The organism is Pseudomonas helmanticensis (assembly GCF_900182985.1).
In the GTDB taxonomy this organism is placed as follows: domain Bacteria; phylum Pseudomonadota; class Gammaproteobacteria; order Pseudomonadales; family Pseudomonadaceae; genus Aquipseudomonas; species Aquipseudomonas helmanticensis.
In genome coordinates this window covers 1,059,994-1,079,187 of sequence record NZ_FXUY01000001.1, presented here as the reverse complement: position 1 = coordinate 1,079,187, position 19,194 = coordinate 1,059,994, and the positions used below count along the sequence as shown (strand labels likewise).

Here is a 19,194-nt window from a genome sequence, read left to right as displayed (position 1 = left end):
TATGCCGCAGTTCTTTATCGACCGCCCGGTGTTTGCCTGGGTCGTCGCGCTGTTCATCCTGTTGGCCGGTGCGCTGGCCATCCCGCAATTGCCGGTGGCGCAATACCCCGACGTCGCGCCGCCGCAGATCGAAATCTATGCCGTGTACCCGGGCGCCTCGGCGCAGACCGTCGATGAAAGCGTGGTCAGCCTGATCGAGGAAGAGCTCAACGGCGCCGATCACCTGTTGTACTTCGAATCGCAGAGCAGCCTTGGCAGCGCGACCATCAAAGCGACCTTCCAGCCCGGCACCAATCCGGAACTGGCGCAGGTTGACGTGCAAAACCGTCTGAAAGTGGTCGAGTCACGCCTGCCGCAAGCGGTCAATCAGCAAGGCTTGCAGGTGGAGAAGGTCTCTTCCGGTTTCCTTTTGTTGATCACCCTGACGTCCAGTGACGGCAAGCTCGATGACGTCGCGCTCAGCGATTATCTGGCGCGCAACGTGATGAACGAGATCAAGCGTCTGGATGGCGTCGGCAAGGCGCAGCTGTATGGCGCCGAGCGAGCGATGCGCATCTGGATCGATCCGCAGAAACTCATCGGTTTCAACCTGACGCCGGCTGACGTCAACGCCGCCATCGTCGCGCAGAACGCCCAGGTTTCCGCCGGTAGCATTGGCGATTTGCCCAACCCGTCCAGCCAGGAAATCACCGCGACGATTCTGGTCAAGGGCCAGTTGTCGACGCCGGAAGAATTTGCCGACATCGTGCTCAAGGCCAATCCCGACGGTTCGACCGTGCGCATCGGTGACGTCGCCCGGGTCGAGGTTGGCAGTCAGGAATATCAGTTCGGTACACGCCTCAACGGCAAACCGTCGACCGCCGTCGGCGTGCAGCTGTCGCCGGGTGCCAACGCGCTGAACACCGCGACGCTGGTGCGGGCGAAGATGGATGAGCTGGCGCGCTATTTCCCGGCGGGCGTGGAATACAAGATCCCGTACGACACTTCACCGTTCGTCAAAGTCTCGATTACCAAAGTGGTCTACACCTTGGGCGAAGCGATGTTGCTGGTGTTTGCGGTGATGTTCCTGTTTCTGCAGAACGTGCGTTACACGCTGATCCCGACACTGGTGGTGCCTGTGGCATTGATGGGCACGTTCGCGACCATGCTGGCGCTGGGTTTCTCGATCAACGTGCTGACCATGTTCGGCATGGTTCTGGCCATTGGCATTCTGGTGGACGACGCGATTGTCGTGGTCGAGAACGTCGAGCGGATCATGGCCACCGAGGGTTTGTCGCCCAAGGAAGCCACACGCAAGGCGATGACGCAGATCACTGGCGCTATCATCGGCATCACGCTGGTGCTGGTGGCGGTGTTCATTCCGATGGCGTTCATGCAAGGCTCGGTCGGGGTGATCTACCAGCAGTTCTCGCTGTCGATGGCCACCTCGATTCTGTTCTCGGCGTTTCTCGCCCTGACCTTGACCCCGGCGCTGTGCGCAACGCTGCTCAAACCGATCGCCAAAGGCGAACACCACGAAAAACGCGGGTTCTTCGGCTGGTTCAACCGCCGCTTCGAGCAACTGACCGATCGTTATCAGGGCTGGGTCGGTTATGCGCTGAAACGTACCGGTCGCTATCTGCTGATCTACGGCGTGTTGCTGGTCGGCCTGGGTCTGCTTTTTGCGCGCCTGCCCTCCTCGTTCCTGCCGGTCGAAGACCAGGGTTACACCATCACCGATATTCAGCTGCCACCCGGCGCGACCAAGAACCGTACGGTGCAGGTGGCCGAACAGTTCGAGGCGCATAACGCTGGCGAACCGGGGATCAGCGACAGCGTGGTGATTCTCGGTTTCAGCTTCTCCGGCAGCGGGCAGAACGCAGCCTTGGCGTTCAGCACACTGAAGGACTGGTCGCAGCGCGGCAGCGACGACTCGGCAAGCTCGATTGCTGATCGCGCGAATATCGCCCTGAGCCAGATCAAGGACGCCATGGCCTTCGCCGTGCTGCCACCGCCGGTCGATGGCCTGGGCACATCGAGTGGTTTCGAGTTCCGTTTGCAGGATCGCGGCGGCCTCGGCCACGCAACATTGATGCAGGCGCGCACCGAACTGCTAGCCGCCGCCGAGAAAAGCCCGGTGCTGATGAACGTGCGTGAAAGCGCACTGGCCGAAGCACCGCAAGTGCAACTCGAAGTGGACCGCAAACAGGCCAATGCGTTGGGCGTGTCGTTTGCCGATATCGGCAGCGTGCTGTCCACCGCCGTCGGCTCGAGCTACATCAATGACTTCCCCAATCAGGGACGGATGCAGCGCGTGGTCGTACAGGCCGAAGGCAGCCAGCGCAGTCAGGTCGATGACCTGCTGAAGATGCACGTACGCAACAACAACGGAAAAATGGTACCGCTGTCGGCATTTGTGCAGGCCAAATGGATTCAGGGCCCGGCACAGTTGACCCGTTACAACGGTTATCCGGCGATTGCCATTTCCGGCGAGCCGGCACCGGGGCACAGCACGGGCGAAGCCATGGCCGAGATTGAACGTCTGGTTGCCCAAGGCCCGAAAGGCCTGGGCCAGGAATGGACCGGGTTGTCGTTGCAGGAACGCCTGTCCGGCAGTCAGGCGCCGATCCTGCTCGGGTTGTCGCTGCTGATCGTATTTCTCTGCCTGGCGGCACTGTATGAGAGTTGGTCGATCCCAACTTCGGTGTTGCTGGTGGTGCCATTGGGCGTGCTCGGCGCGGTACTCGCGGTGACACTGCGCGGGATGCCCAATGATGTGTTCTTCAAGGTTGGCCTGATCACCATCATTGGTCTGTCGGCGAAGAACGCGATCCTGATCATCGAGTTCGCCAAGAGCTTGTATGACGAAGGGCATGACCTGATCGATGCGACGTTGCAGGCCGCGCGTCTGCGTCTGCGTCCGATCGTGATGACGTCACTGGCGTTCATTCTCGGCGTAGTGCCACTGGCCATCGCCACTGGCGCCAGTTCCGCGAGCCAACAAGCCATCGGCACCGGCGTGATCGGCGGAATGATCACCGCGACGCTGGCGGTGATCTTCGTCCCGGTCTTCTTCGTCGTCGTCATGAAGCTCGTACAACGATTCACCAGGCACTGATGCAAAAGTAGGAGCTGCCGCAGGCTGCGATCTTTTGATCTTCAAAACAAATCAAAAGATCGCAGCCTGCGGCAGCTCCTACAAAAGCAAGGGTGTGTGAGCTATGGTGCTGGGACAGTTCACCAAGTGAGTCCCCATGCGCTTTCTCGCCCGTACCCACCCTCGCCTCTCCGCCGCCGCGCTGGTCGGTCTCGCCACCGGGCTGCTCGCTCCCGCTGACTCGATCGTCAGCAAAATCCTCATCGGCTGGAACGCCGGCGTCTGGACTTATTTGGTCCTGATGTTCTGGCTGACCGTGCGCGCCAAGGCTCCAGACGTCAAACGCATCGCCGAAGTCGAAGATGAAAATGCCGGGCTGGTGCTGTTTGTGGTGTGCATCGCCGCACTGGCCAGTCTGGCCACCATCACCCTGGAACTGGCCGGCAGCAAGGATCTGGAGACCAGCCGCAAACTCATGCACTACGGCTTCACCGCACTGACGGTCATCGGCTCATGGCTGCTGATCGGGGTGATTTTCTGCGTCCACTACGCCAGGCTGTTTTACACCTGGGACGGCAAGGAACCGGCGCTGCGCTTTGCCGAAGGCCTGACAACGCCCAATTACTGGGACTTTCTGTACTTCTCGTTCACCATCGGCGTGGCGGTGCAGACGGCGGATGTTGGCGTGGCAACGCGGGAGATGCGCAAGATCGTGCTGGCGCAGTCGTTGATCGGGTTTGTTTTCAATACGGCGATTCTGGGGTTCTCAATTAATATTGCTGCTGGCTTGTTCGGCTGATGAAAGTTGTCTTCCACAGTCGATGGCGCACATCCAATCTGCCACAAAAATTACTTTTTGATATAGCGGGAACGTATAAAAACCAATCCACACTTTCCTGCATCTGCCTACCTGTCAACTCTGACAGTATACAAAGTAAAGCACTCGCGCTTATATAGTTCATCCATGCTTTAAGCTGGATCCGGCTTATGGATTAGCTCCCCCTTAACTCTGGAGAAACATTCATGAATGCGCTAGTCAAACCACAAATCAGACTCGTCAACTCATTCACTGCAAAAGTACTTCGCAATGGAGACACGGAAGATTTCAACGCGAAATATTTCACTCTTGAGCTTAAAGATCTACCGGACCTGGGCGGAAACTATTGGGTGTTTTCTGCCGAATACACCGTAAAAGTAGATGAGAATCGAGTCGACAAGAAAACCATTACCCTTGCCCTTCCAGAAGAATCAAAATCGGGCCAGTTTTTTATTCCGGACGAGCCGAAGGGACTGTACATGGACTATACCGACACCTCCGACCCAGAGCCGTATATTCATACCGCGACGAAAGGCACGGTGATATTGACGCTCGGCTATAAAAGAGATGAACTGAGCACCATAACAGGCAAGTTGGACGTCACAGTAAGTGATACGAATGGACAGTCATTCATGATCTCCGGGGATCTGGCTTACAGTACATCAGTCATTTGACCCGTTTCATTGAAAACAAAAAAGGAAGCAATCGCTTCCTTTTTTTATTCTAGAAATTGTAACTCAACCCTACACCTGCGCCCCATTCCTGGTTGACCGTCTTCCCCTTGCTGGTACTGACTTCGGAGTATACCTGCCAGCTTTTCCGCGCTGGCACCCAGTTAATGCCCGCGCCCAACTCCACGCTGGTGGACGAAAGATCATTAGTAAAGTCGGCGCCATTTACACTGACCTCGTTATTTTTTATAAACTCATGCGCCAGTGCTACCTTTAGCCGAGGCTGCAGTTCTCCGCCGCGATCCAGACGAATTTGACTCCCGACCGATGTCCCTACCTTACCTACGAGTGAGCGTGCGTGGTCAGTGCTAACTCGCATGCCATTATCGAGCGTGTAGTCCTTGCCCTGCGCAACGGCAGCGGCAATCTGGGTAAAAGGTTCGATAAAAATTCCGTTATCAAACGCAACATATTTACCCACTTCAACAGAGCCGCTTACAGCAAGGTTTTTATAGTGTCCCTGGGTGCGAGTTCCGTCGCTCAGGGTGATTTTGGCACTGTTATCAAACTGGTTGATCTTGCTCACCGTGTCGACGTAATAACCACTTTGACGATCGTACCAAGTCAAATAACCACCAGCATAGTAACTGTCGATTGCAGCAGTGCTCCCCCACTTCAGATCCATATCAGTCTTGCTGTAGCCGCCGAATCCACCTATAAGCCACTGTCCGTCACCAAACGGAAATGGCGTGTCGGCTCCCACTGATATCCCACGCTGTTTTTGTGAGAAACCGTCACCATAGGCGTTAGCCACGTTGTACTGGTTCTCATAGCTGCGGATCCATACACCGGAGGGGGATTCGCCAGTGGCCCGCGTCAAGGTATTGGGCTCGCTACCACTCAACCGTCGGTCACCAAGACGACTATTCAACGTGGTCATTTCCGAGTACAGGATAGTCGGCGCGGTGCCGGCAATCGCCAGAGCTGCATTGGTACCGGTACTGACGACTTCCTTGTCTGGCGCCAGGTACACCCCGCCATTTTCGCTCAATAGTTTGTAGGTGAAAGCGCCTGCATCTACCGGTCGCCCGTTATACAGGCTGAATGCGGCGTCTCCCGTGTTAACGCTACCGACTTTTATCGCGTTGCCTGTTGCAAATTCAGTTCCGCTCGCGGCTACCCGCAGTTGATGATTACCTGTCGCCGTACCGGTCACATTGAAGACGTCGCTCTTGTCAGCAGCAAAATTGGCTCTTATATCAAACAGACCATTACCAGACAGGTTGACAATATCCAGTTTTTTGAAATCGCCACCACTCCCCAGAACAACATTACCGCCATTGAGGTGCAACCTATTGAGCTGGTTATTATCTGCCATGGTCCACCGAGAGCCATTGCTGATATCTACACGCGAAGAATCAACAATATTCCCGTCTATTGTAGAGCCATTATCGATCAGCACTGAGGAACCGCCGGCCACGCCGCCGCCCACATTCCCTTTGAGAGAGCTTTGATTATTCAAGCTGATCACTGCTACGTTATTCAGATTGCCGGTCAACGAACTTGCGTTTTGCAAAGAAATATTGGTAGTTGCTCCGCCTGTCACGACCACATCGCCTTTCAGAACGGCATTGTCAGCAATAAGATTTACTGTTCCTCTGTTACCGACTTCCAGAAAATTGCCATTACCGCCGGTCAAACTCGCGCCATTGAGTATATGGATATTGGTCGCAATTGGGCGTCCGCTGGGGTCCACGGAGATAGCCGCGCCACTTCCCCCTATTACCTTAGTGCCATCCAGTACAAGTGTATTGGCCCGACTGATAAAGTTATCGCCACTCAGAAGTATGCCGTTAAGCCCGCCTTCCATTCGCCCCCCTCTAGCGAAGACATCTCCACTCGCGAGACGCAATCCGTAGCCCGTAGAGCTCTGAGACAGCAGGTCTGAGTTACTCATATTGAGTGTAGTTTGTGCGCTGACCACGGCTCCACTTGCCCCCCCCATTACAGTGCTACCGGACAACGAGACCACCGTCGTAAGCGGAGAACTGGGCACGCGAGCAACTTGTAGCCCAGTACCATCACTTGTGATGGTGCTGTTGTTGATCGTTGCCATCGAGTTGGTGATTGTGACCCCTGGCTGATTTGCTCGAGCAATGACGGTCGCTTTGTCAAGCGTGACAGTGGAACCGTTATTAGCTCTGATATCCTGCAACGTGCCAGTATTGACCACCAACTTTGCCGCATTCGTAGAAATATTAAGAGTGGTGGCGTCATTAACCGTTAACGTCGCACCTTGACCAACAATGAAATCCTCAACAAGCGCTCCGTTGTTGATAGTCTCGTCAACAATAATGGGGCGAGCCTCGGCAAAAGATGTAACCAGAAGGGAAAATGCAACAAGGCACAACTTATCTTTGCAAGAAACAGGTACGTCTGTCGAACCAATGTGCGAAGCCATAAGAATAACCACTCGGAGGTATCATAATGTTGACCAGGATGACTCACTCATCAGAGCAGTCCGACCCGAAAGCGCACGCCAGACTACAGACCAGTCGCCTACATTTATGTAGGATTAATCCTCAAGTCATGGAGGGTAAGTCCGGATCTATCCGGTAACAGATAACGCAAGGAGGCACTTTCATGCCTCCTTGTCATTCATGGAACTCCGTACGCGTCACCTCACCTCGTGACAGAACTCACGATTGCCGTTAACAATTGAAACCATTTTCACGGTGGCGTCCGAAGTGGCTTTAGTACCGTCTGTCCATTCCACCGAATACTTGAGTGATGCATAAGTAATGGGTGGAGGGGGCGCAGGGAAAGGCTCCGGCCGTGTCTGGATAGGCACGATTTTAGTCAGATACTCCGCAATCGACCCAACGATCCCCGTCGTGGTTTCATTACCCGTCACTGGAATGTCAACATCCTCGTCCGTGCCGGAGATGGGCCCCGTCCCGTCAGCGTTAGTTGTTCCGACCCAATGCGCAGTGATGCTTCTCAAGCCTGCCAGAACCGGGTCTGCTGCTGTCGTGAATGTGAGAGAAGGGAGTGGAGGTTTGTTTCCCCTGACAAATCCAACGGTCGGGCAGTTGATCGTTGTGGTGAGATACAATCTATCAATCGCAGGAATGGGTACGGTTTTCCTGACCGTTGTCACGGTCACCGTTTCATCGAGTGAGCGTTGCGGATTGATGCCACCGATAAACGAACAACTCCAGTAAGTAAGCTTTTCCCCCGGACCACCGATGACGACCTCTGCAGCTGGTAGCTCACCTTCAAATTGAGTCAATCCATCAGGTGAAAATTCGGCGATCGGCTTCCCGTTGTAATACCAGGTACAAACAACGTTGGCAGGTAATTTGGCGCTGCCGGTCGGCATGGGGATGATGACCTTCGGATCTGTAACCAGGTCACCAGGCCCAAGGATATTGAGTAGATTGTCGACACCACGCAGTTGTACCTTGGCGAAATTGCGGTTGATCAAGCTGGGTTCATCCGGATTCTCACCTGGATAGGACAAATCCAGATCCGGCGTAGCGGGCGGGGAGTCTTTGGTCTGGATACCTCGTACCCAGGTCCATTTGAAACTCAGAGGAATTTCCCGGGCATCCGGGTCTCCGCCCGTTTCAGTGGCATAGATCAATTTGAGATCTGTGTACTTCATTCTGAACACCAACTCATTGTTGGTTCCAAATGCGTCCACCGGCGGAACAAGCTCAAGAGTTTCATAGCCTTCTACGAAGACCGTAGCCTGATCCGTATCTTGAGTATTGAGCGGTCGAAAGACCCTGACGGTGATACCGGTTGGCTCGGCATCCTCGGCATCCTTGATATCGATCGTGTTATCTCCGGCCTGGCTAGCGGCATCAACCACAGGAGGCGCCGGCACAGGCAGGGGCACAAACTCGACGATTCGGCTGTTGGCGAGCATATCGAGGCTGCGGTTACCGGTTTCATCCTCATAGGCCATGATCAGCCAACAGGTTCCGTTTTGCAGTTTGCCGATCTCTGAAGCAGGTATTGAGACTTTTCCGTCCGCAGGCACCGGGTCAACAATCAGCGTGGGTACAAGCTGGCGTGACGGCCGCAAGTTCGAACTCAGATAAATGAAGGCCTTATCCGTCGCCTTGTAGACCCACTTGGCGTCAGTGACCGGGAGCGTGAATTCCATCCCGGTGGTTGCGATGGTTCCCAGATAAGCGGTATCAATTTTGGCGCCGAGGGGTAACGGAAAGTCGAGACGAGTTGGAGGGGCGAGTCGTACATCGCCCTTGTTGTGAAAGGGAGCAAAAATATCGACGAAATAATCCGCGATTTCAGAGTATTGCGGGTTGCCATCCAAGGCTCCGGAGCTCTGGATTTTCCAGTGCGTGGGCGAAACTGATCCCGTCGCTGGAAGGTCCGTCAATTTGCCTGCAGGTATCGTGACGTTCCACTCGGTCGGGCGGCCCGCAACGGGAGGCGCCGGTTCAGTATGGAGTACTTCCCAAACCCAATCCTCCGGCTTGTCGGGATCATCCACACCTTGCTTAAATGGATAGCCCTCGATCACCACCATATCCCGGTCATTCGGAAACTCCCAGCCGGAAACCCTCAATGTTACAGGCAGATCCGGCTGACGAGCGGCTGTCGTGGTTCCCGCTTGCGCTGCGGTACTTTTTAACAACGCGACCGGAACCGTGCCCCCATTCGGCACACCGACGATCACGGGCTTCGGTGAATCCGCCAGTACTCCGCCTGCACTCAGACTTTTTTGCCTGAGTGCTACTCGGGAGTTTTCGGCAGCCTGTTGAACCGCATTCAATTTCATATCGATTGTCATGTGACAGTTCCTTTCGTCAAGTAGTGATACCCGCACTAACATATTTCATTAACCAACATCGAACACACACACCATTGATCATGGTCCACAGAAATGACTTTCCCCGGGGATGGCACGATCAATCTTCACTAGTCCCGCACTGGACTCAGCAACAAGTACACCTTTGCGGTAAATCGAATATACCGCGCGGACTGAGGCGTCCTTTTCCAGCGGCTCTATAAAGTTCTTGAAATCAGTTATTCGAAACTCATAATCACCAATCACATCCTGCGCTGTCAGTGTTTTAATCACCGTATGCGAGAAAAGCGCAGTACCGGATCCATTCAGCGTTTCATATCCTGCCCAAAAAAGATGCAGTTCATCATCTACCTGCCAGGTTGTTTTTGTAGGTAACGGAACGCGCACGATCACGACCACCCAAATTGGGGGCTGGGTAAAACAGTTCAGATACCCCCACAGTGTAGCGGCCGGATAAACGGGCTCAGGCAGCAAGACCACGGGCAAACGCCTGACAGTAAGATCCCGCGGATCGGAATAGGCGTGATTACCGGTGGTAACAGTTTCATACGTTAGTCGATACGTTCCATCGATCGAGAAGTACTTTGAATCAATGATCGGACGGAACTCTAGCTGAGTCAGAGGACTGATATAAGTATCGTGAAAAACCTCCGTGCCATTCAAATACAGATATAGTTCATTCGGCAACTCGTCCGGGGAAGGTGAATCCCATCGTGGAACAATTACAGTCAATCCATTTTGATGGGCAACATCGAGGATGACCCAGTTCGCATCAACTTCCACGACACCGGGAGGTGCATAGTCCAGTGTCGAGATGGGGTCCGCTGGGGCAGGACTGACGACAGTTTTTCCATCACCCGGTGGTTTTTTTTCGGACATTGAGGGCCGCCTCTACAACGGAAATACAACTTAACGAGAAGTTTATTAAGCGCTCATACAGGAATATCGCCCACTGTCAGATCTGACAGGTATCGCTACCGTCGGTCGGATTTACTCATTGTCCAGAAGTTTTTCAACTTGACGGGAGTGGTCATTATCCTGTTTCCTGAAACCGGTTTCAGACAATAAGAAGACCCAACCGTGAACGATTTTTCCGCCGCCCAGCGCAGCCGCGTGACCATGCTCGACGTCGCTGAACACGCCGGCGTGTCCAAGGCCAGCGTCTCGCGCTTCATCGGCGATGACCGCTCCCTGCTTTCCGATGCCATTGCCCGGCGCATCGAGCAGGCGATTGCCGAACTTGGCTACCGTCCCAATCAGATGGCCCGCGGCCTGAAGCGCGGCCGCACGCGCTTGATCGGCATGCTGGTGGCCGATATCCGCAACCCTTATTCGATTGCCGTGATGCACGGAGTGGAAACCGCCTGCCGTGCGCACGGTTACAGCCTGGTGGTGTGCAACACCGACCGCGATGACGAGCAGGAGCGCCAGCACCTGGCGCTGCTGCGCTCGTACAACATCGAAGGGCTGATCGTGAACACCCTGGGCCATCACCGGGATGAGTTGGATGAGCTGAAGCGGGAAATGCCGCTGGTGCTGGTGGATCGCAAGGTCGACGGGCTGGACAGCGACATGGTCGGGCTGAACAACCCGCAAGCCGTTGAGATGGCGTTGACGCACCTTGAACAACGCGGCTATCGCGATGTGCTGTTGGTGACTGAGCCGTATGACGGCACCAGTTCGCGGATCGAGCGGGTCAGCAGTTTTCAGCGGCAGGTTGGCCAGCGCGAAGACATACGTGGGGCGGTGCTGGAGACCGGTTCGAACCTGGCGAACGATCTTCAAACCTTTTTGAACACACCTGATTCGGGCTCGAAAGCCTTGTTCTGCGCCAATGGCGTGGCAGCGCTGGCCTGCACTCTGGCGCTGCGCGAGATTGGCTGCCGGCTGTTCGAGGATGTCGGGCTGATCGCGCTGGATGATCTGGATTGGTATCCGTTGGTGGGCAGCGGGATTACCGCGCTGGCGCAGCCGACGCAAGAGATTGGCGCGCGGGCGTTTGAGTGTTTGCTCAGGCGTTTGCGTGGGAATAATGAGGTGGCGCAGGTGGTGGATTTCGCGCCGGTGCTGATTGAGCGTGGGTCGACCCTTGGGGTCGGTGGTTGAACTGACGCCTTCGCGAGCAGGCTCGCTCCCACAGGGTGATCGCATTCCATTGTGGGAGCGAGCCTGCTCGCGAAAGGGCCGGCAAGAACATCGCAGAAACATCGAATATTTTTTTGAACAAAAATGAAACCGGTTTCAGAGGTCAATAACAATGAATAAACCCGCCGTTTCCATCAGCCTTTCCAGCTACGGCGCCGACCTGGTGCGCCAGCGCGGCCAAGGCTCTTTCATCGAAATCCTGGCGAGCGCCGGGGCGAATCGCATCGAATGGCGCGAAGAACTGCTGACGCGCGAAGACCCCGCCCAACTGGCTGAGGCCAGCCAATCCCACGGCTTGCAAAGTATCTATTCGTCACCGACCGAACTGTGGCTCGCCGGTCAGGCGCGGCCCAATCCCGAGTTGATCACTGCCCTGCAACAGGCCGAGGCATTTGGTTCGAAATGGCTGAAGGTCTCTCTCGGGTACTTTACCGACAACAATGATTTACAGGCCTTGGCCGAACGCTTGAAGCTCAGCCCGGTGCAGTTGCTGGTAGAAAACGACCAGACCGTGCACGGCGGACGCATCGAACCGTTTCAGCGCTTTTTCGCGGCAGTCGAGCAGCACAACCTGCCGATCAAAATGACCTTCGACATTGGCAACTGGCAGTGGCAGGACCAGTCCGCCGCCAGCGCCGCACGCCTGCTCGGTCGACATGTTGGCTACGTGCATTGCAAAGCCGTGGCGCGCCGCGAGGACGGCAAACTGGTCGCGGTGCCGCCAGCGGTGAGTGACCTGCATCTGTGGGAACAACTGTTGCGGCACATGGCCCAAGGCGTTATGCGCGCGGCGGAATATCCGTTGCAGGGCGATGACCTGCTGCAACTGACGCGCGAACACGTCGCCGCCCTCGCCCGCCTGGGTCAATCGCGTCTGGAGCCTGCTCATGTCTGAGATCGATATTCTCTCGTTCGGCGAAACCATGGCGATGCTGGTGGCCGAGCAGACCGGTGACCTGGCCAGCGTCGAGCAATTTCACAAACGTATTGCCGGGGCGGACAGCAATGTCGCGATCGGCCTTTCGCGTCTGGGTTTCAACGTCGCGTGGTTGAGCCGGGTCGGCAACGATTCGCTGGGTCGCTTTGTGGTCGAGACGTTGCTCAAAGAAGGTCTGGATTGCCGCCATGTCGATGTTGATAAACAACATCCGACCGGGTTCCAGTTCAAATCCCGCAATGACGATGGCAGCGATCCGCAGGTCGAATATTTCCGGCGCGGTTCGGCGGCCAGTCATCTGTCGCCGCAATCAATCAGCGCCAGCCTGCTGAGCGCTCGCCATCTGCACGCCACGGGTATTCCACCGGCACTCTCGGCCTCGGCGCGGGAGATGTCGTTCGAGCTGATGACGCGCATGCGCGAAGCCGGGCGCAGCGTGTCGTTCGATCCCAACTTGCGCCCGAGCCTGTGGGCCAGCGAGCGCGAGATGATCACTGAAATCAACCGTCTCGCCGGCCTCGCCCATTGGGTGCTGCCGGGTTTGAGCGAAGGCCGTCTGCTGACCGGTTTCGACGACCCGGCAGACATCGCCGCGTTTTATCTCGACCAAGGCGCCGAAGCGGTGGCGATCAAGCTTGGGCCGCAAGGCGCTTACTACCGCACACAACTCGATCAAGGTTTTGTCGCTGGCGTGCCGGTGGCCAGCGTTGTCGATACGGTTGGTGCCGGTGACGGCTTTGCGGTGGGGATGATCAGTGCCCTGCTGGAACATCGGAGTTTTGCCGAGGCGGTGCAGCGCGCGAACTGGATTGGCAGTCGCGCGGTGCAGAGTCGCGGGGATATGGAGGGTTTGCCGACTCGCCTGGAATTATCTGTTGAATTTGAGGCCGCCTTCGCGAGCAAGCCCGCTCCCACTGTTGAATCGCATTTCAATGTGGGATCGGGTTTGTTCGCGAAGAGCTCCGCCTAGGCACCGCAAATAATTGAACCTGCTGCGACAAAAACAACAAGCTCAGGAGCAAAACCATGAAAACCGCAACCCTCGCCAGCCGTCGCTGGTGGTACATCATGCCGATCGTGTTCATCACCTACAGCCTGGCGTATCTCGATCGCGCCAACTACGGCTTCGCCGCCGCATCGGGCATGGCTGCCGACCTGATGATCACACCGGGGCTGTCGTCCCTGCTCGGTGCGCTGTTCTTCCTCGGTTACTTTTTCTTCCAGGTACCCGGTGCGATCTACGCGCAAAAGCACAGCGTGAAAAAGCTGATTTTCGTCAGTCTGATCCTCTGGGGCGGGCTCGCGACGTTAACCGGCGTGGTCTCCAACGCCTATTGGCTGATCGTCATTCGCTTCATGCTCGGCGTGGTCGAAGCGGCGGTGATGCCAGCGATGCTGGTGTATCTGTGCCACTGGTTTACCCGTGCCGAACGCTCGCGGGCCAATACCTTCCTGATCCTCGGCAACCCGGTAACGATGCTGTGGATGTCGGTGGTTTCGGGGTATCTGGTGCAGCATTTCAGCTGGCGCTGGATGTTCATCATCGAAGGTTTGCCGGCGGTGATCTGGGCGTTTATCTGGTGGCGTCTGGCCGATGATCGTCCAGCTCAGGCGAAGTGGCTGAGCGATGAGGAAAAGCACGATCTGGAAAGTGCCCTGGCTGCCGAGCAGGTCGGGATCAAAGCCGTGAAGAACTATGCCGAGGCATTCCGGTCGCCGAAGGTGATCATTCTTGCGCTGCAGTTTTTCTGCTGGAGCATCGGCGTCTATGGCTTTGTCTTGTGGCTGCCATCGATTCTCAAGGCCGGCGCGCAAATGGACATGATCGAGGCTGGCTGGCTGTCGGCGCTGCCGTATCTGGCGGCGGTGATCGGCATGCTCGGCGTGTCGTGGGGCTCGGACAAACTGCAAAAACGCAAACGCTTCGTCTGGCCGCCGCTGCTGATCGCCTCCATTGCGTTCTACGGCTCTTACGCCTTGGGTGCAGAACACTTCTGGTGGTCATACACGTTGCTGGTGATTGCCGGCGCCTGCATGTACGCACCTTACGGGCCGTTCTTCGCGATCGTCCCGGAGATCCTCCCGGCCAACGTCGCCGGCGGCGCCATGGCGTTGATCAACAGCATGGGCGCGCTCGGTTCGTTTGGCGGCTCGTATCTGGTCGGCTACCTGAACAGCTCCACCGGTTCGCCCGGCGCTTCGTATCTGCTGATGAGCGGCGCACTGCTGCTCTCGGTGGTGCTGACGATTTTCCTCAAGCCCGGCGCCAGTGATCGTGTCGTGGCCAAAGCCGCTGCCACGCGTGTCGTGCCGGCGCACTCCTGAAGAGACTTTTGCCATGAAAAAACACGTCGTGTTGTACAAGAAACTCTCGCCAGCGTTGATGGCGCGTCTGCAAGACCAGTGCGAAGTGACGCTGATCGAACGCCTAAACGCCGACGGCCTGATGCAATTGCGTGACGCCCTGCCCCGCGCCCACGGTTTGCTCGGCGCCAGTCTGAAACTCGATGCCGCGTTGCTGGATCTCGCACCGCAACTGCAGGCGATTGCCAGTGTGTCGGTAGGCGTCGACAACTACGACATCGACTATCTGAGCCGGCGCCAAATCGTCCTCACCAACACCCCGGACGTGCTCACCGAGACCACTGCCGACACCGGTTTCGCGCTGATTCTCGCGACTGCGCGCCGTGTCGTGGAACTGGCGAACATGGTGCGTAGCGGTCAATGGAGCCGCAACATCGGCCCGGCACATTTCGGCACCGATGTGCACGGCAAGACCCTGGGGATCATCGGCATGGGCCGGATCGGTGAAGCACTGGCGCAGCGTGGGCATTTCGGTTTCGGCATGCCGGTGCTCTATCACAGCCAGTCGCGCAAACCCGCGGTCGAGGCGCGATTCGCTGCGCAATATCGCAGTCTTGAGGACTTGCTCTCGCAGGCCGACTTCATCTGCCTGACCTTGCCGCTGACGGTGCAGACCGAAGGCTTGATCGGTGCCGAGCAGTTTGCATTGATGCGCCCGGAAAGCATCTTCATCAATATCTCGCGGGGCAAGGTGGTCGATGAGGCGGCGATGATCGATGCGTTGCGCAACAAACGGATTCGCGCGGCCGGGCTGGATGTGTTCGAGCGTGAACCGCTGAATCATGACTCGTTGTTGTTGCAGCTCGATAATGTTGTGGCGACGCCGCATATGGGTTCGGCAACGTATGAAACGCGTGAGGCGATGGCGCGCTGTGCGGTGGAGAATCTGCTCGCGGCGTTGGCTGGGCAGAAGCCGGCGAATCTGGTGAATCCGTCGGCTTGGCAGGGCTGAGGTTTTGTAGCGTTTTTAAGGCCGCCTTCGCGAGCAAGCCCGCTCCCACATGGGAATGCATTTCAAATGTGGGAGCGGGCTTGCTCGCGAAGAGGCCGAATTAAACAACACACATCTATCAGGCACTGCGCACCTGCAACATCCGGTGAATCCGTCGGCTTGGCAGGGCTGAGGTTTTGTAGCGTTTTTAAGGCCGCCTTCGCGAGCAAGCCCGCTCCCACATGGGAATGCATTTCAAATGTGGGAGCGGGCTTGCTCGCGAAGAGGCCGGTGAAAACAACACACATCTATCAGGCACTACGCGCCTGCAACAGCTGCGCCGCACACAGCGCAATCCGCGCGCAAGCGTCCGCCAGTTTCACCCGGTCCACCACCAGGCCGATGCGAATATGCCCCGCCGCACTCGGCCCGAAGGCCTCGCCGGCCAACACCGAAACCCCGTAACCTTCCAGCAACTGCTCGGCAAACGCCTGCGCACCCAACCCGGTCTCGCGCACGTCGACCATGACAAACATGCCGCCATCCGGGCGGATCGGGTACAGCCCCGGGCAGCCACGCAAACGTTCGCACACCAGATCCCGACGCAAACGGTATTCCTCGCGCATCTGCGTGACTTCCGGCAGATCCGAGGCCAGCGCGACCTCGGCGGCTTTCTGCACGAAGTCCGGCAGACCAAACAGCATGCTCAACGACAGATTGACCAAGTGTTCCGCCAACGGCTTGGGGCCGATCATCCAGCCGATGCGCCAGCCGGTCATGGCGTGGGATTTCGACAGACTGTTGATCGTCGCCGTGCGCTCGGCCATGCCCGGCAGACTCGCCGGGCTGATGTGCTGGCCTTCATAGAGGAGTTCGCTGTAGACCTCGTCGCTGATCAGCCACAGATCATGCCGCACGCACAGCGCCGCCAGTTCCTGCCAGATCAACAACGACAGGCTGGCGCCACAAGGATTGTTCGGACTGTTGAGGAGCATGGCGCGGGTCTTCGCAGTGATCCGCGCGGCGACGTCGGCGGGATCGACGCGAAAACCGTTTTCCGGCCGCACCGGCACTGGCACCACCGTCGCGCCGCAAGCGCCAAACACGCCTTCGTAGGTGACATACATCGGCTCGGCGACGATCACTTCATCGCCCGGATCGAGCAGGCATTGCGCCACCGAATACACCGCGCATTGCGCGCCGGGCATAACGATCACATGCTCGGCATCGACCGCATGGCCACTGTGGCGCCGATGCCGTTCGGCAATCAGCTTGCGCAGCGCCGCGCGACCGCGCACTTCGGAGTAATGCGTATCGCCAGCCAACAGGCTGTCGATGGCGCCATGAACAATCGGCAGCGGCGTATCGAAATCCGGATCGCCAACGCTCAGCAGCAGGATATCGACACCCTCAGCGCGCAACTCCAGCGCTCGGTCATGAATCTGCCAGGCTGCGGCTCCGTCCCCGGCGATTCGTTGGGTCAAGGCTGAATAGCGCATGCACGTCTCCTGATTGCGCGGTCTCCAGCCTTCACCCTATCTCAAATCACAAAACGCGCCACCATGGCATTCAAATCTACCGCCAGACGCGACAGTTCATGGGTGGCGGCGCTGGTCTGGTTGGCCCCGGCAGCCGATTGCGTGGCCAGATCGCGAATATTGACCAGGTTGCGGTCAACCTCACGCGACACTTGCGCCTGCTCTTCGGAAGCACTGGCGATGACCAGATTGCGCTCGTTGATCTGATGGATCGACTGGGTAATCTGCTCCAGCGCAACGCCGGCCGCACGGGCCAGTTCCAGGGTGGACTGGGTGCGCTGGTTGCTCTGCTGCATCGACGAAACGGCTTCACCGGTGCCGTTTTGAATGCCAGCGACCATTTTTTCGATTTCCTGGGTCGACTGCGCGGTGCGATGAGCCAGCGCGCGAACTTCGTCGGCGACCACGGCAAAACCACGACCGGCCTCACCGGCACGCGCAGCTTCGATGGCGGCGTTGAGTGCGAGCAGGTTGGTCTGTTCGGCGATGGCGCGGATCACGTCGAGCACCTTGCCGATGTCACGCCCCTGCGCGGCCAGGCCTTCGATCATTTGCGCAGTGTTCTGCACGTCGTGGGTCATGGTCTGGATCGCGTCGACGGTTTTCACCACTTGATCGCGACCTAAACGCGCGGCCTGGGTCGACTGGTTCGACGCTTCGGAAGTGGACACGGCATTGCGCGCGACTTCCTCGACAGCGGCGGTCATTTCGTTGACTGCCGTCGCGGCTTGTTCAATCTCGTTGTTTTGCTGCTGCAGGCCACGGGAAGCCTCTTCGGTCACGGCGCTGAGCTCTTCGGCAGCGGCGCCGAGTTGCGTGGCGGAACCGGCGATCTGTTCAATGGTTTTGCGCAGGTTGGTCTGCATCGCGACCAAGGCTTCGAGCAGACGGGCCGGCTCGTCGTTGCCGTCGACTTCGATGACTTTGCTCAGGTTGCCATCGGCAATGGTCCGCGCGGCGGCCACTGCACGGTTGAGCGGCGTGACGATGCTGCGGGTCAGCAACCAGGCCAGCAGCACGGTGGCCAGTGCGGCAATGACGGCGACAATGATGATGCCGGTGATAGCGCTGTCGTAGTGTTCACCAGCCTGAATCGACGCAGCTTTGGCATCGGCGGCGTTGATCGCGATCAGTTTGTTGAGCTGTTCGCCCATCTGGTCGGTACCGTCCTTGATCCGCGTGTTGATCAGGGTGCGCATGTCATCGAGCTTGTCCTGACGCGACAGCTCCATCATCTGGTTCTGCGCTTGCAGGTAGTTGTCCAGCGTAGTGGCGAAGCTCTGGTACAAAGCACGCTCTTCAGCGCCGGCCGGCAATGCGGCATAACTGGCCTGGGCGCTGCGGACCTTGTCGACCAGGGCGGCGATGCGGGTCTGCGCTTCCTGCAAACCGGACGGCTCACGGTTGACCAGCACGCGGAACGAGAGGATGCGCAAACGCAAGACGTTTTCCGTCACCACGCTGAGTTGGGTCACGCTGGGCAGTTGCGTCGAATCCATGTCGACGGAGGCCTGACGAATGATCGACATGCGATTGACGGCGAACACGCCGAGCACGATCACCAGCAAGGCGATAAAGGCAAAACCGAGGAAAGCACGCGGCGCGATATTGAGGTTACGCAAGGACATAGTTGGACTCTCGGATGATAAGAACTACGAGCGTCCATGCCGTGATCACTGGCCCATGGGCTGGGCTTCAGTCCGGCGTCACTGTTTTGCGAAGGTTTTGTGCGCGCCTGTTAGCTGTATCGGCCAGGCTTTAGGAAGATTGCGGGTCAAGTGCAATTATTTTTCAAGTTGTTACAACAATGAAACAGTGTTCACCCCACATGTAGGAGCTGCCGAAGGCTGCGATCATTTGATCTTGCTTTAC

General features: G+C 57.3%; 13 protein-coding genes. 8 read left to right on the top strand and 5 right to left on the bottom strand.

The window, feature by feature from the left end:
- The first annotated feature begins 1 nt into the window (after window position 1).
- From QOL84_RS04985 to QOL84_RS04975, 3 genes are all read left to right on the top strand, one after another.
- The gene (locus tag QOL84_RS04985) at window positions 2-3,097 is read left to right on the top strand and encodes an efflux RND transporter permease subunit (RefSeq protein WP_283436411.1); all 3,096 of its coding nucleotides are present in this window, start codon (window positions 2-4) and stop codon (window positions 3,095-3,097) included.
- Between the two features lie 136 nt (window positions 3,098-3,233).
- Window positions 3,234-3,875, top strand: a complete 642-nt coding sequence (locus QOL84_RS04980) for a DUF1345 domain-containing protein (protein WP_283436410.1) — start codon at window positions 3,234-3,236, stop codon at window positions 3,873-3,875.
- Window positions 3,876-4,099: 224 nt separating this feature from the next.
- Window positions 4,100-4,567 (top strand): hypothetical protein, encoded by a 468-nt coding sequence (locus tag QOL84_RS04975; RefSeq protein ID WP_283436409.1) that lies wholly within the window; start codon window positions 4,100-4,102, stop codon window positions 4,565-4,567.
- Window positions 4,568-4,616: 49 nt separating this feature from the next.
- On the opposite strand, the gene QOL84_RS04970 is transcribed toward QOL84_RS04975, so the two are convergent.
- The 3 genes from QOL84_RS04970 to QOL84_RS04960 form a co-directional block, all read right to left on the bottom strand.
- Entirely contained in the window at window positions 4,617-7,025 is a 2,409-nt protein-coding gene (locus QOL84_RS04970; protein ID WP_283436408.1) for an autotransporter outer membrane beta-barrel domain-containing protein, read from the bottom strand.
- A gap of 216 nt (window positions 7,026-7,241) precedes the next feature.
- Window positions 7,242-9,389 (bottom strand): hypothetical protein, encoded by a 2,148-nt coding sequence (locus QOL84_RS04965; protein WP_283436407.1) that lies wholly within the window; start codon window positions 9,387-9,389, stop codon window positions 7,242-7,244.
- 78 nt (window positions 9,390-9,467) lie between these two features.
- Window positions 9,468-10,286, bottom strand: coding sequence for a hypothetical protein (locus QOL84_RS04960; RefSeq protein ID WP_283436406.1), 819 nt, complete (start codon window positions 10,284-10,286; stop codon window positions 9,468-9,470).
- Window positions 10,287-10,487: 201 nt separating this feature from the next.
- Here QOL84_RS04960 and QOL84_RS04955 point away from each other — a divergent pair, with 201 nt between their 5' ends.
- The 5 genes from QOL84_RS04955 (at window position 10,488) to QOL84_RS04935 (ending at window position 15,805) form a co-directional block, all read left to right on the top strand.
- A complete protein-coding gene (locus tag QOL84_RS04955) occupies window positions 10,488-11,513 on the top strand; it encodes a LacI family DNA-binding transcriptional regulator (RefSeq protein ID WP_283436405.1) in 1,026 nt (341 codons plus the stop codon).
- Window positions 11,514-11,664: 151 nt separating this feature from the next.
- A complete protein-coding gene (locus QOL84_RS04950) occupies window positions 11,665-12,447 on the top strand; it encodes a sugar phosphate isomerase/epimerase family protein (protein WP_283436404.1) in 783 nt (260 codons plus the stop codon).
- A complete protein-coding gene (locus tag QOL84_RS04945) occupies window positions 12,440-13,459 on the top strand; it encodes a sugar kinase (protein ID WP_283436403.1) in 1,020 nt (339 codons plus the stop codon). Before QOL84_RS04950 ends, QOL84_RS04945 begins: the two co-directional genes overlap by 8 nt.
- Before the next feature lie 56 nt (window positions 13,460-13,515).
- On the top strand, window positions 13,516-14,814 hold the full coding sequence (locus QOL84_RS04940; RefSeq protein ID WP_283436402.1) for an MFS transporter: 1,299 nt from the start codon (window positions 13,516-13,518) through the stop codon (window positions 14,812-14,814).
- Between the two features lie 13 nt (window positions 14,815-14,827).
- A complete protein-coding gene (locus tag QOL84_RS04935; protein WP_283436401.1) occupies window positions 14,828-15,805 on the top strand; it encodes a 2-hydroxyacid dehydrogenase in 978 nt (325 codons plus the stop codon).
- 290 nt (window positions 15,806-16,095) lie between these two features.
- Here QOL84_RS04935 and QOL84_RS04930 read toward each other — a convergent pair whose 3' ends face one another.
- The gene (locus tag QOL84_RS04930) at window positions 16,096-17,283 is read right to left on the bottom strand and encodes a pyridoxal phosphate-dependent aminotransferase (protein ID WP_129393991.1); all 1,188 of its coding nucleotides are present in this window, start codon (window positions 17,281-17,283) and stop codon (window positions 16,096-16,098) included.
- Window positions 17,284-17,324: 41 nt separating this feature from the next.
- The gene (locus QOL84_RS04925; protein WP_283436400.1) at window positions 17,325-18,950 is read right to left on the bottom strand and encodes a methyl-accepting chemotaxis protein; all 1,626 of its coding nucleotides are present in this window, start codon (window positions 18,948-18,950) and stop codon (window positions 17,325-17,327) included.
- Window positions 18,951-19,194: the final 244 nt, after the last annotated feature.